Origin of the sequence: Burkholderia sp. PAMC 26561 (assembly GCF_001557535.2) — a bacterium.
GTDB lineage: Bacteria > Pseudomonadota > Gammaproteobacteria > Burkholderiales > Burkholderiaceae > Caballeronia.
Window position 1 is genome coordinate 1,499,649 of the sequence record NZ_CP014307.1, and the last position, 12,190, is coordinate 1,511,838.

The following is a 12,190-nucleotide window of genomic DNA, read 5'->3' on the forward strand; positions in this document are numbered from 1 at the left end:
ATGTAAAAGCGACCTGTGGTTTCGTCGGCCACGAGCTAGGTTCTGTCCGAATACACCGCTAGAAGAAGGCCCATTGCGTTGCTTGAACCGCAATCGTGCGGCGTAAAAGTGATTAATTTTTTGCGCGTTTACGCGAATGCGGCGATTGGCCGGGGCAGCCAATGTGCATTCAATAGGAGGGATTGTTTTGGTATGAAGCGATAGCGAGGCGGCCGTCAGACTGCCGCCTCGAAACAAGACAGGGAATTTTACTTGCCCAACTGCAGCTTGCCATCCATACGACGATTCAGCCCAAGCGGATTGTCCGTCTTGAGTGCATCGGGCAGCAGCGCGTCAGGCAGATCCTGATAGCTCACCGGACGCAGGAAACGATCGATGGCGAGGCTTCCGACCGACGTCGAACGTCCATCAGCGGTGGAGGGGAACGGGCCGCCGTGGACCATCGCGTGGCCCACTTCAACGCCTGTGCCGAAACCGTTCACAAGGATGCGTCCCGTACGGCGTTCGAGTGCCGGCAGCACCTTGCGGGCCTCGGCGTAATCGGCTTCATCGATATGCAGCGCCGCCGTCAACTGACCTTCCATCTCTTCGATCAGATCGAGCATCGTGCCGAGATCCGGGCAACGCACGATCAGCGAAGCCGCGCCGAAGATCTCTTCCTGCAACTCTGCGTTGGCGCGGAACGCCTCGGCGGTCGTCGAGAACAACGCGGCCTGACCTTGCGTCCCGCCCTTGGCTTCTGCGCCGCGTGCGAGCGTCTTGACGTCGCTGTGTTCGGCCGTCTTGCTGAGCGCCGATACATACGCCTTGTGGATGCCCGGCGTCAGCATGGTTGCAGCCGGGATGTCGCTCAATGCGGCCGACGTCGCTGCAATGAAGGCGTCGAGGTCGGGGCCGTCGACTGCGAGCACCAGTCCCGGGTTCGTGCAGAACTGGCCCGCACCCAATGCCAGCGAACTGGCGAACGCCTTGCCGATCGCCGCACCGCGATTCTTCAGCGCGTTCGGGAACAGCAGGACCGGGTTGATGCTGCTCATTTCCGCGTAGACGGGGATCGGTTCACGACGCGCAGCCGCGAGCTTCATCAGCGCCGTGCCGCCTCCGCGCGAACCCGTGAATCCTACCGCCTTGATGCGCCGATCCGATACCAGGCCCTGACCGACGTCGCGGCCGCTATCGAAGAGGAGCGAGAACGTGCCTTCCGGCAAGCCGCAATCCGCGACCGCTTTTTGCACGGCTGCGCCGACCAGCGCCGACGTACCCGGATGCGCCGAATGCGCCTTGGCGATCACCGGGCAACCTGCGGCGAACGCAGAGGCGGTGTCACCACCCGCCACCGAAAACGCCAGCGGAAAATTGCTCGCACCGAACACGGCGACCGGGCCGAGCGGCACATAACGCAGACGCAGATCGACGCGCGGCAGCGGCTGACGCTGCGGCTGCGCCGGATCGATACGCACGCCGAGGAAATCCCCTTCGCGCACGACTGCTGCGAACATGCGCAACTGGCCGACGGTCCGGCCGCGCTCGCCTTCGATGCGTCCACGCGGCAGACCGCTTTCGGCGACACACCGCTCGATCAGCACATCGCCGATATCGAGAATGTTCTGCGCGATCGTTTCGAGAAACCTGGCGCGCGTTTCAAGCGACAGCTCGCGATACACATCCGATGCCGCCCACGCGAGCGCGCATGCCTGCTCGAGTTGCGCAAGCGTTGCGCCGCCGAAGGCCGGGGCGAGCTGCTCGCCGGTGGCTGCATCGACGCCCTTGATCGAGCCGTTGGTGCCGGGAACACTCTGTTTGCCGATCAGCAGATTGCTGGAGATTTCCATGATGGTTCGAATCCTTGGATGGTGTCAGGTGTAGTGAAGCGAATAGGGATGCGTTACTTGGGTTGCGCTACTTGCCCCAGCTCAGCACGAGCGGGTCGAGGCGCCGCGCCACTTTCAGCAAGCCTTCGCGCGTGGCAGGGTGCATCGGCGCGAAGGGGTGACGGGTCGTGTCCGAACGGATCACGCCGCCTTCCATCATCAGCGCCTTGCAAGCCGCGAGGCCGCACTGGCGGTTTTCGTAATTGATCAGCGGCAGCCAGTGTTCGTAAAGATCGGCGGCGCGTTCCGTGTCGCCGGCGGTGTAGGCATCGACGATCTTGCGGATGCCGTCCGGATAACCGCCGCCAGTCATGGCGCCGGTCGCACCTGCATCGAAATCCGGAATCAACGTGATCGCTTCCTCGCCGTCCCACGGACCGACTACAGCGTCGCCGCCGAGTTCGATCAGTTCGCGCAGCTTCGACGCTGCCTGCGCCGTCTCGATCTTGAAGTACGACACGTTCGCCACTTCCTTCGCGAGCTTGGCGAGAAACGGCGCGGGCAGCGGGGTGCCCGCGACCGGCGCGTCCTGGATCATGATCGGGATATCGATGGCGTCCGAGACCCGGGCAAAGAACTCATAGACGCCGCGTTCGCCCACGCGGATGGTCGCGCCGTGATACGGCGGCATGACCATGACCATCGCGGCGCCCGCGTCCTGCGCGGCTCGGCTGCGGGCGGCGCACACGTCGCTGCTGAAATGCGTGGTCGTCACGATCACCGGCACGCGGCCCGCCACGTGATCCAGCACAGTTTTCTGGACGACCGAGCGTTCGTCGTCGGTGAGAGCGAATTGCTCGGAAAAATTGGCGAGGATGCACAGGCCGTGCGATCCGGCATCGATCATGAAATCGATCGCGCGTCGCTGGCCGTTCAGGTCGAGGCGACCGGCGGCGTCGAAGACGGTTGGCGCGACCGGAAACACGCCGCGGTAGATCGGTTGGGTCATGGAAGTCTCCAATTTTGATTTGGGGCCACTATAGGGCGAGCTTGCAGGCGATGTATAGTGAAACCTTTCCATCTCGTGATCGCTTTTGCGACTCGCCTGAAAGCACAGCCTTTAGACCATGAAATCGACGCTGGACGTATTGATGAGCCGCTTGCGCATGAAGCAGCTTCAGTTGCTCATTGCCCTTGACGATCACAAGTCGCTGCACAAGGCATCCAGCGCGATGTCGATGACCCAGTCCGCCGCCAGCAAGGCGCTCGCCGAGCTTGAATCCATGCTTGAAGGGCCGTTGTTCGAGCGCGCGAAGAAGGGGCTCGTGCCGAACCAGTTCGGCCATTGCGTGATCCGCTACGCACGGCTTCTGGCAGCCGATCTGACCGCGTTATGCCAGGAAGTCGCGGACATCCGTTCCGGGACGGGCGGCAGACTGGCGGTGGGCGCGATCATGGGCTCGGTGCCGGATCTCGTCGTGCCGATCCTGAATGGTTTGCAGGAGAGCAACCCGGGGTTATCGATAGAAATCGTCGAAGACACAAGTGCGCGCATGTTGTCGATGCTCGACGAAGGCCGTCTGGATCTCGTGGTCGGCCGGTCGATTGTCAGTGATGAGCCGTCGAAGTATCACTATCAGCCGCTGGGGGACGAGCCGCTGTCGGTGGTGGTGGGTTACGACCACCCGCCGTTTCCCCCCCATGAGCTGAGTTTTGCGGATCTTGCGGGGCACCGATGGGTGACTTATCCGAGCTCCATGCCGATGCAGGCCATGCTTGCACGAGAGATGGACCTTGCGGGCGCGCAAGTGCCGATGAGTGCGATTTCGACGGCATCGACGTTTGTGACGGTTGCGCTGTTGCAATGCAGTGCGGATCTGGTTTCGGTGTTGCCGGCCGGCGTGGCGAGGCTTTTTTGCAAGCATCGGATGCTGCGGACCGTGCCGATAGATTTCAAGTCGAGGTCGCAGACCTTTGGGATCGTGACGAGGAGGGTCGGGGTGTTGTCGCCGATGGGGCGGCTGTTTGTGGAGATGGCGGTGGGGAGGGGGGTGGAAGGGGCTTAGCGGTTGGGCTTTAGAGGCACGGTGGCAAGCAAAGCCGCAGCGTTGCTGCATAACTTTTAATGCAAACGTCTGGGCAAGTTACCGTCCGTGCACCTGTCTTTTATTGAGATGAGCGCGTGCAAAAGTGCGTTAGCGTAGGGGCGTTTCAACAACAAAATCAAACAGGATGACAACCGAATTAATGCGGTATGAAGGTCATCGGTTCTTACTCTATAGACGATGGAATTACGCGCCGCACGGCAGAACCGAAGAGCAGCAAGAAGCAATTGACGCCGGCCAAGCCTTATTCAAGGCCGCGAATCTGGAACATTGGGCGAGCCAGCCGGAGCTCGTCGAGCGTATCCAGATCTTTCTTCGGAATGCGGTTCCCTCCTACTGTCCGAGTCCCTTCGGCACTAGCCCGCGCGACGTGATTAAAGCGTTGTGCTGGGAGGTGCGAAACGGCGCGGTGGTGATCGTGCGGGCCAAGGCCGCCTATATCGCACATGACGGCTTTGTCCCGGCGCTTACCGAAGACGAAAGGTATCGGCGCAAAATGGCGGATATGGCCGAACGCGGCGCGATCTTCGAAGCCCGGACGAAAGCGTATAGAGAGGAATTGGCGGAGTATCACCAACAAGTAGAGGACGCCGAGCGCGCAGCGCGCCCGCCGCAAGTGTTCCGGCACATTGAAACTATCGCAGAGGCGGCAGCGCGAAACCGGGCGGCGTGGGCGGCGCGTGATGCACTTGCCGCGCTTGCATCGACGGCGGCGTCTGCCGTTGCGACTTCGTTGCCGTCGATGGATAAAGGCGTTTTCGAACTGGGCAATGTGTCGGAGGTTGGCACGGGCACCACGCCGTTAAGCGACGCCGCGCCGTTCAAATACTCGCCGAGCGAGTCGGGCAGCGATCTTTTATCGATAGCCGCGCGCGGCGTCAGCGAGTCGCACGAAGCGGAATGCCATAGTGAATATGAGATTGAGATGCAACAGTGCGACGCGCTTGCGTTCCACATGGGCGGCGCGCGCATGATGACGTTATGCAAGCAAAACGCCTTCGACAGATACCAACAATGTAGAGGTTACTGATGACACCAAGCACCAAACAGCGCTCACTTGTGTTGACTTATTCGCCGGAAACCGACGCGATCAACATTCATAGCGTATCGACTAGCGCAGTTGCGGCGGTCACCGCGACCGCGCTACTTGCACCGGTTTTTTTAGATGAACACGGGCACGCGTTGAACGACGAATTTGCGCGCCGGTTAGGTGCGGGTTTGCTCGCCATGCTCGCGGTTACGAATCCAGAATTGAAGCCGTTTATATCGACTACCGCTAGTCCGATGGCGTAACAAAAAAACAAGACGATGGACGTTGCTTTCCATATTGCGGCACGCGAAATCTGCCACGGCAAGCGTAATTTAAAACGATCCGCGCAGCCATGCATTGTGCAAGCGAAATACTTTGATAGATTACCAAACTTGCCGAGGTTACTAGATGATGCCGTTTCAATACCTGCTTACCGAGTACGACCCTGATACGAAAACACTTCGGCAGTTCTGGTTGGCGGCGAGCGAACTCGATAACGTTAGTAACGTCCAGAAGCGCCCATTTCTGGAAATCCCGGTGAACAATGAAACTCCTCTGGACGACGAATCGGCGCGTCGCGTCGGGGCATCTGTTTTAATGTCGCTTGTTTCGCAATATCCGGAACTGCGCCCGCTCGCATTGGTAACCGACGGACATGGACGCAGGTTGATTAGCGCGGCGGACGGCCGAAAATCCGAAGATACAAGCGATTGATGCATCGGCCCTTACAGGTCAGCCCTGAGCCGTTTCAAGTTCCCTTGCCCGGCTCTTGCTATCTTCCTTCGCCACAGCTGCGTGCACGACCGGCAGCAGGTCACGTCCATAAGCGAGTGCATCTTCAAGCGGATCGAAGCCGCGAATCAGGAACGTCGAAATCCCGAGCCGGTAATACTCGATCAACGCTTCCGTCACTTGCTCCGGCGTACCCACCAGCGAAGTCGAATTGCCCGCAGCCTTCGTCAGCGCAGCGATGCCCGTCCACAACCGCTTGTCCACAACGCTGCCTTTCGCCGCTTCAGCGAGCAGACGTTGCGAGCCGACGTTCTTCGGCTCGCTCGGACGGCGCGTGAAATTGGGGTTGCTGGTCACCACTTGCTTCGCCCGCTCGAGAATCGATTCCGCACGTGCCCACGCGGCATCTTCCGTAGCAGCGATGATCGGCCGCAGCGACAAGCTGAACCGGATTGCATGCTCGCGTCCATAAGGCCGGGCCGCTGCGCGCACGCGTTCGATGGTCTCCGCGACCTGCGCAAGCGATTCGCCCCAGAGCGCAAAGACATCGGCATGTTTGCCCGCGACCTGAATGGCCGCGTCTGACGATCCGCCGAAATACACCGGCAAATGCGGCTTCTGCACCGGGCGAATCAACGAGCGATGTCCACGTACTTTGTAGAACTCGCCGTCGTGATCGAAGGGCTTTTCGCTGGTCCACGATTGCTTGACGACATCGAGGTATTCATCGGTGCGTTTATAGCGGTCGTCATGTTCGAGGAAATCGCCGTCGCGTTGTTGTTCCGTGTCGTCGCCGCCGGAAATGATATGCACCGCGGTACGTCCCGCACTGAAATGATCGAGCGTGGCAAGCTGGCGCGCCGCCAGCGTCGGCGCAACAAAGCCCGGCCGATGTGCGAGCAGGATTCCAAGGCGCCTGGTCTGCTGCGCCACGAACGATGCAATCTGGAAGCCATCGGGCGATGCGCTCGAATGCGCGATCAGCACGCGATCGAAGCCGCCATACTCATGTGCCTGTGCAACCGCCGCGATGTACGGCGGATTGACAGCGGGACCTTGCGGCAAGTGAATCTCGCTCGATTCCTGATGGCTGACATAGCCGATGAATTCAACGCTCATGATGGTGTTTCCTCAAAAAATTATGGAAGCGTGGCGAATGCGGCACGGCCGAGGGCGCCCAGCAGTGCGTCGTTTTGTGGCGTATGAATGCGCGAGCAAAGCACGTCGCGATGATGCCGTTCAAGCGCGTTGTTGCGGCTCAAACCCGGATTGCCGCTGGCCTCCACGGCAATCTCGACTGCGTTGATGGCGTTTTGCGTGACGAGAAATTTGATGGCAGGCGCTTCGTGCAGCGGCACGCGGCCTTGCGCGCCGGCATCGAGCAGCACGCGATTGTTGAGCAGCAACGCGTCGATGCGTCCCAGCGTCTGCTGGAAGCTGCCAAGACTCGACAACGGCGCGCCGAGGTTGGCCGGCGTGCGATCTGCAGCCCAATGCGCAAACCAGTCGCGCGCGGAGCGGGCAACGGCGTCATAGATGGATGAAAGCAACACGTTCATCCATAGCGTAGTGAGCGGATCCATGCCGGCGACATTGGCCTCGGGCAGATTCAGATCGACGGCCTGCGCTGCGGGAACGCCCACGTTTTCGAAGATCACTTCATGGCTGCCGGTCGCGCGCATGCCGAGATGATTCCACGGCTCGCCGAAACGAATCCCCGGCGTATCGCGATGCACGAGGAACGTGCCGACGCGCGGAGCGGGTTCGTCGGTGCGGCCCCATACGGCGAACCATGTCAGGCCCGGACTTCCCGTTGAATAGATCTTGCTGCCGTTGAGGATCCACGCATCGCCGGATTCATTCAGGCGTCCGATGGTTCCCGGCAAGCCGCCACGCGATGGCGAACCGAGTTCCGGTTCAACGCGCAGCGAATTGATGAGCGCGCCGTTTTCAACGGCGTCGCGCGCAACCTGCTGCTTCAGTGCCTGAGGCCAGTTCGGATTGGCCTGCAAACGCAAATGGTAAAGCGATTGCATGACCAGGATCAGCGCGGTCGACGGCTCGCCACGCGCCACGGCGTGGATCACCTTGCGTACTTGCGGCAGCGTTGCTTCGCGGCCACCGAGTGCACGCGGTACGGTCAACGCAAGCAGCCCCGCGCTTCGAAGGCGCGCGAGGTTGTCGTGCGGGAAGATCGCATCGTGATCGAGCGTGCCGGCCGTTGCCGCGAATTCCTGCGTGAGCGCGGCAAGCCATTTATCGGCGGCGGCGCTGTCGAGGTCGGCGAGGGCGTCCAGCACGGCTGGATCTTGAAGGTGGGAGTCCGGGTGCCGTACGGTCATGGGAAATCCGTTAGTGCGCGGTGAATTGAGGATCGAAGCTCGGGGTGACATCGAGCGTCGTCTTGATCACGCCCGCGCGGACGTACAGGTCAGCAGTGCGCTGCTGTTCGGTGATCACGGCTTTATCGATGGAGATGGGCTTCAACTGCGCGCGCTGGTACACGACCTTGAGGACATCGACAGGCAGGTGCGTGACACGCGACTGGATCGCCGCGACTTCGTCCGGATGCGTCAACGCCCAGCGCTGACCTTCTGCCACGCGATGCACGAAGTCATCGATCTGTGCCCGTTTGGTTGCGAGCGATGCATCGGTTGCAGCCTGGAAACTCAGCCCCGATGACAGACCCACGCCGTTCGCCACGCTGCGATTCTTGTCACGCAATTCGCCGAGCGCAACGTAAGGGTCCCATGTGGACCACGCATCGACGTTGCCTGATTCCAGCGCCGACTTCGCATCGGCGGGTTGCATGTATTGGAGGGTGACATCGGAGAGCCTGATGCCCGCGCGTTCGAGCGTCGCAACAACAAGATAATGGCCGATCGAACCGCGCGTGGTCGCGATGCGTTTGCCCTTGAGATCAGCCGCGCTTTTGATGGACGACCCTTCCGGTACTAGGATCGCAAGATCGACGGGCGTCGACCGGGTAGCGGCCACTGCACGAACGCGCGCGCCTGCGGCGTAGGCGAAGATCAAGGGGGCATCGCCGAGGCCGCCTACATCGATTGCGCCTGCGTTCAAAGCCTCACCCAGTGGCTGGGCAGCGGGAAAGTTGAACCACTCGATCTTGTATGGGACGTCTTTCAACTGACCCGATGCTTCCAGGATGCCGCGCGTTTGCAACTGCTGGTCGCCGACTTTCAAAACAGTTTCAGCATTCGATGCAAGCGGCCAGAGTGCTGTGAATGCAGTCAGCGCGGCGATCGACAGGAGACTGCGTCGTTTCATGAATCATCCATGCAAGAGAAAAGATTCACGATACGGACCGCCGCGACATTAGACAAACGCATTGTTCTGCTTTGCTAATCGTCGAGATTGGAATGAAGCGCGCTCGGCCCGCACGCGTCATTCCGCTGGCGTTAGATCACAAAAAAGCCGTGCGTGCCATCGCGCTCCAACTGTGCGACGAGACCGTATTCCCATTCGAGGTACGCGTTCATTGCATCATGTGGCGCGTCGGTGCCTTCATAAGGCCGCCTGTATCTGTCGATACGGGGTGACGCCAGATGCGTCTCGCCTTTTTCGAGCGGCAAGCCGGCCGCAATCCACGACGCTGTACCGCCTTCGAGCAACAACACGGGCTTGCCGGTCAGCGCCGCGACATCGGGTCCGGCAAACGCGGCCAGCGCGCTCGACGCGCACGTGACCACATATTGCTTCGCGTCGGGCAATGCGGGCAGGTCCTCGGGCAAGCGCGAGCGGACGGCCCACCATGCGCCGGGAATATGCCCCTTCACATGATTGGCGCTCGCCGTGAAGTCGAGCACGATGGTCCGGCTCGCTGACTCGTCGAGCACCGCAGCGAGGTCTTTTGCAGTGATCGTTGGAAGCGGCGAAGGTTGCGCCTTCGCGCCGCGCCACGGACCCCGTTCAGTTAGCGCAGCGTTGCTTGAATCGTCGATGACATGAACGTCGTTGTTCATCTGCGCGAGCCACGATGCCGTCATGTTGGCGCGTACGCCGTCGTCATCGAAGAGCACGATGCGCGCGCCGCGAACCGGTGCGAACATCTCGGTTTCCTGCACGAGCTGGCCGCCCGGCGCGCCCTGAAAACCTGCAGCATGCGCATGCTCGTATTCGGCGGGCGTGCGCACATCGAAGCGATACGTCGTGCGTGTCGGATCTTCCGCCCAGCTTTGAGCGTCCGCAAAAGTCGTGCGCTTCACGCCTGCGCGATCTGCCACCGAGCGTGCAGATTTGCGCGATGCATCGTCGGCGCGGCCATCATCGATAGCGAACTGATTGGCGCTGCCATGTGCGAGCGTCTGCCCTGCAAGCAACCAGCCGATCGTGCCATTGCGCAGAGCCGATACCGGGTTCGGCAGTCCCGCGTTCACGAGCGACTGCGTGCCGATGATGCTGCGCGTACGCCCCGCGCAATTCACGATCACGCGTGTATTCGGATCGGGCACAAGCGCGCGGGCGCGCAACACCAGTTCGGCGCCCGGCACGCTGATGCTGCCGGGAATGTTCATCGTCTGGTATTCGTCGTAGCGGCGCGCGTCGAGCACGACCACCTCCTCGCCGCTTTTCAGCAACGCATCGACTGCTTCCGCCGATAACGCCGGCGTATGCTGCTTCGCTTCCACGAATTCGCCGAATGCCTTGCTTGGCACGTTGACGTCCCGGAATACTTCGCCGCCTGCGCGTTCCCAACCTTTCAGGCCGCCATCGAAAACGGAAACTTCGGAAAACCCGAGCGCTTCAAAACGGTTTGCTGCGCGTTGCGCGAGACCTTCGCCGTCATCGAGAAGAACGATCGGCACGCTCTTGCGCGGCAGCTTGGTCAGCGCATCGAGTTCGATTTTCGACAGCGGCAGGTTGGCCGCAAAGAGCGGATGACGCTGTGCGTGCGGATCTTCTTCGCGTACATCGAGAAAGGCGATTTCGCGTTTGGACAGCAGGGCGTCGCGCACGTCGTCGAAACTGCGCAGGGGGGTGTCGCTCATGAATGAAGTCGTTCCTTCGGGAGGTTCGAAAACGGGTGATGTAGCCGGAAGCGGGGACGCGTCAAGCTGCGTGCGCAACACGCGATGTCAGTTCGCGCGTGAGCGGAATCAGTTCGCGGCCGTAGTCGAGCGCGTCTTCGAGCGGATCGAAGCCGCGAATGAGGAAGGTGGTGACGCCGAGAGCGTGATACTCGGCCAGTGTCTCGGCGACTTGCGAAGGCGTGCCCACGAGCGCCGTTGAATTCGACCGTCCGCCGATCTCTTTTGCCACGCCGGTCCAGAGCCGGTCATCGGCACGCACGCCGTCGCCCGCTGCCGCAAGCAGGCGCCGTGCGCCTTCGCTTTGCTGAGGCGTCGCTTCGCCCAGGCCTTGTTCGGCACGCAGCCGCCGTGTCTCGGCGAGGATATGTTCCGCACGTTCCCACGCGGCCTTTTCAGTAGCCGCGAGAATCGGCCGGAACGAAACCGAGAAGCGCACGTTGCGTCCGTGTTTGGCCGCTTCCGCGCGAACCCGTGTCACCTGTTCGTGAACCTGGTCCTTCGATTCACCCCAAAGTGCGTAGACGTCTGCGTGCTTGCCCGCGACTTCAAGCGCCGGCGCCGATGCACCGCCGAAGTAGATCGGCACGTAAGGCGCCTGCCTTGGCTTGACTTCGGAGAATGCTTGTTCGAAGCGGTAATAGCGGCCGTCATGATCGAACGGTTTCGATTCGGTCCACACGCGGCGCAGGATTTGCAGATATTCGTCGGTGCGTGCGTAGCGTTCATCGTGCGAAAGAAAATCGCCGTCGCGGCGTTGTTCAATATCGCTGCCACCGGAAATGAAGTGGACTGCGAGCCGCCCGCCGCTCAACTGGTCGAGCGTGGCGAGTTGCCGTGCGGCGAGCGTCGGCGCGACGAAACCCGGCCGGTGCGCGAGCATGAAATGGATGCGCTCAGTGACGCCAGCCGCGTAGGCGACGGTCAGCATGGCGTCGGGGCTTGTGGATTGATAGGGCACGAGAATGCGGTCGAAGCCGGCTTTTTCGTGCGCCTGGGCAAAGTCGCGCGTATAGCCGATATCGATAGCCGGGCCACGCGCCAAGTGTGTTTCCGAGACCTTCTGCTGCTGGATCATGCCGATGAATTCGACGCTCACGAACGCTGCTCCTCGTTGAATCACACTGTGAGGCAGTGCGCGAAGAAACGCTTCATGACGCCTGCCGAGTGTCTTGAAGGCTAACATCGGCATAGGCAGATCTTAAATATCAATACGAGCTAAACATATCGGAAAGGAGGGGTTGGAGGCGTCGTTTGGACGTAAATAAAAAGTGTTCTAGCCGCCATAGCAGCCAGTTGAAAATTGAAATCATCGGCCGGATTGTGTCAAAAAATAGAAAACTAGGAGTTTTCGTATATTCGGCGAGCAGGGTCGAGCCTACAGTTGCCGCCAACTTAGAGGCCAATTTGACCGACAGACCATGTCAAGGGTCTTCGGCGGCCTGGATGCCAACAATCCGAGAC

The 12,190-nt window shown here is 60.8% G+C and carries 11 protein-coding genes; 4 read left to right on the plus strand and 7 right to left on the minus strand.

Going from position 1 to position 12,190, the window contains the following annotated elements:
- Positions 1 to 248: 248 nt before the first annotated feature.
- Both AXG89_RS22450 and AXG89_RS22455 read right to left on the minus strand, forming a co-directional pair.
- A complete protein-coding gene (locus tag AXG89_RS22450) occupies positions 249 to 1,832 on the minus strand; it encodes an aldehyde dehydrogenase (NADP(+)) (protein ID WP_062172463.1) in 1,584 nt (527 codons plus the stop codon).
- Positions 1,833 to 1,899: 67 nt separating this feature from the next.
- Positions 1,900 to 2,820 carry a dihydrodipicolinate synthase family protein gene (locus AXG89_RS22455; RefSeq protein WP_062172464.1) on the minus strand — a complete coding sequence of 307 codons (921 nt, stop codon included), beginning with the start codon at positions 2,818 to 2,820 and terminating at the stop codon, positions 1,900 to 1,902.
- A 118-nt stretch (positions 2,821 to 2,938) separates the two neighbouring features.
- On the opposite strand from AXG89_RS22455, the gene AXG89_RS22460 reads away from it, so the two are divergent.
- The 4 genes from AXG89_RS22460 (at position 2,939) to AXG89_RS22475 (ending at position 5,660) form a co-directional block, all read left to right on the plus strand.
- On the plus strand, positions 2,939 to 3,877 hold the full coding sequence (locus tag AXG89_RS22460; protein ID WP_062172465.1) for a LysR family transcriptional regulator: 939 nt from the start codon (positions 2,939 to 2,941) through the stop codon (positions 3,875 to 3,877).
- Between the two features lie 166 nt (positions 3,878 to 4,043).
- Positions 4,044 to 4,946, plus strand: coding sequence for a hypothetical protein (locus AXG89_RS22465; protein ID WP_143325617.1), 903 nt, complete (start codon positions 4,044 to 4,046; stop codon positions 4,944 to 4,946).
- The gene (locus AXG89_RS22470; RefSeq protein WP_062172467.1) at positions 4,946 to 5,209 is read left to right on the plus strand and encodes a hypothetical protein; all 264 of its coding nucleotides are present in this window, start codon (positions 4,946 to 4,948) and stop codon (positions 5,207 to 5,209) included. Before AXG89_RS22465 ends, AXG89_RS22470 begins: the two co-directional genes overlap by 1 nt.
- 145 nt (positions 5,210 to 5,354) lie before the next feature.
- The gene (locus AXG89_RS22475) at positions 5,355 to 5,660 is read left to right on the plus strand and encodes a hypothetical protein (RefSeq protein WP_062172468.1); all 306 of its coding nucleotides are present in this window, start codon (positions 5,355 to 5,357) and stop codon (positions 5,658 to 5,660) included.
- An 18-nt stretch (positions 5,661 to 5,678) separates the two neighbouring features.
- On the opposite strand, the gene AXG89_RS22480 is transcribed toward AXG89_RS22475, so the two are convergent.
- The 5 genes from AXG89_RS22480 to AXG89_RS22500 form a co-directional block, all read right to left on the minus strand.
- Positions 5,679 to 6,797, minus strand: a complete 1,119-nt coding sequence (locus tag AXG89_RS22480) for an LLM class flavin-dependent oxidoreductase (protein ID WP_062172469.1) — start codon at positions 6,795 to 6,797, stop codon at positions 5,679 to 5,681.
- Between the two features lie 20 nt (positions 6,798 to 6,817).
- The gene (locus tag AXG89_RS22485; RefSeq protein WP_062172470.1) at positions 6,818 to 8,020 is read right to left on the minus strand and encodes an acyl-CoA dehydrogenase family protein; all 1,203 of its coding nucleotides are present in this window, start codon (positions 8,018 to 8,020) and stop codon (positions 6,818 to 6,820) included.
- Between the two features lie 10 nt (positions 8,021 to 8,030).
- Entirely contained in the window at positions 8,031 to 8,966 is a 936-nt protein-coding gene (locus tag AXG89_RS22490) for an ABC transporter substrate-binding protein (RefSeq protein WP_062172471.1), read from the minus strand.
- Between the two features lie 131 nt (positions 8,967 to 9,097).
- A complete protein-coding gene (locus tag AXG89_RS22495) occupies positions 9,098 to 10,687 on the minus strand; it encodes a rhodanese homology domain-containing protein (protein ID WP_062172472.1) in 1,590 nt (529 codons plus the stop codon).
- 61 nt (positions 10,688 to 10,748) lie between these two features.
- Complete coding sequence (locus AXG89_RS22500; RefSeq protein WP_062172653.1) at positions 10,749 to 11,825, minus strand: LLM class flavin-dependent oxidoreductase; 1,077 nt, start codon at positions 11,823 to 11,825, stop codon at positions 10,749 to 10,751.
- Between the last annotated feature and the right edge of the window lie 365 nt (positions 11,826 to 12,190).

Excerpts from the sequence above, each read along its gene's own strand:
- AXG89_RS22475 (WP_062172468.1), top strand. The coding sequence starts at position 5,355 with ATGATGCCGTTTCAATACCTGCTTACCGAGTACGACCCTGATACGAAA.
- AXG89_RS22465 (WP_143325617.1), top strand. The coding sequence starts at position 4,044 with ATGACAACCGAATTAATGCGGTATGAAGGTCATCGGTTCTTACTCTAT.
- AXG89_RS22450 (WP_062172463.1), bottom strand. The coding sequence starts at position 1,832 with ATGGAAATCTCCAGCAATCTGCTGATCGGCAAACAGAGTGTTCCCGGC.
- AXG89_RS22470 (WP_062172467.1), top strand. The coding sequence starts at position 4,946 with ATGACACCAAGCACCAAACAGCGCTCACTTGTGTTGACTTATTCGCCG.
- AXG89_RS22495 (WP_062172472.1), bottom strand. The coding sequence starts at position 10,687 with ATGAGCGACACCCCCCTGCGCAGTTTCGACGACGTGCGCGACGCCCTG.
- AXG89_RS22485 (WP_062172470.1), bottom strand. The coding sequence starts at position 8,020 with ATGACCGTACGGCACCCGGACTCCCACCTTCAAGATCCAGCCGTGCTG.
- AXG89_RS22455 (WP_062172464.1), bottom strand. The coding sequence starts at position 2,820 with ATGACCCAACCGATCTACCGCGGCGTGTTTCCGGTCGCGCCAACCGTC.
- AXG89_RS22490 (WP_062172471.1), bottom strand. The coding sequence starts at position 8,966 with ATGAAACGACGCAGTCTCCTGTCGATCGCCGCGCTGACTGCATTCACA.
- AXG89_RS22460 (WP_062172465.1), top strand. The coding sequence starts at position 2,939 with ATGAAATCGACGCTGGACGTATTGATGAGCCGCTTGCGCATGAAGCAG.
- AXG89_RS22480 (WP_062172469.1), bottom strand. The coding sequence starts at position 6,797 with ATGAGCGTTGAATTCATCGGCTATGTCAGCCATCAGGAATCGAGCGAG.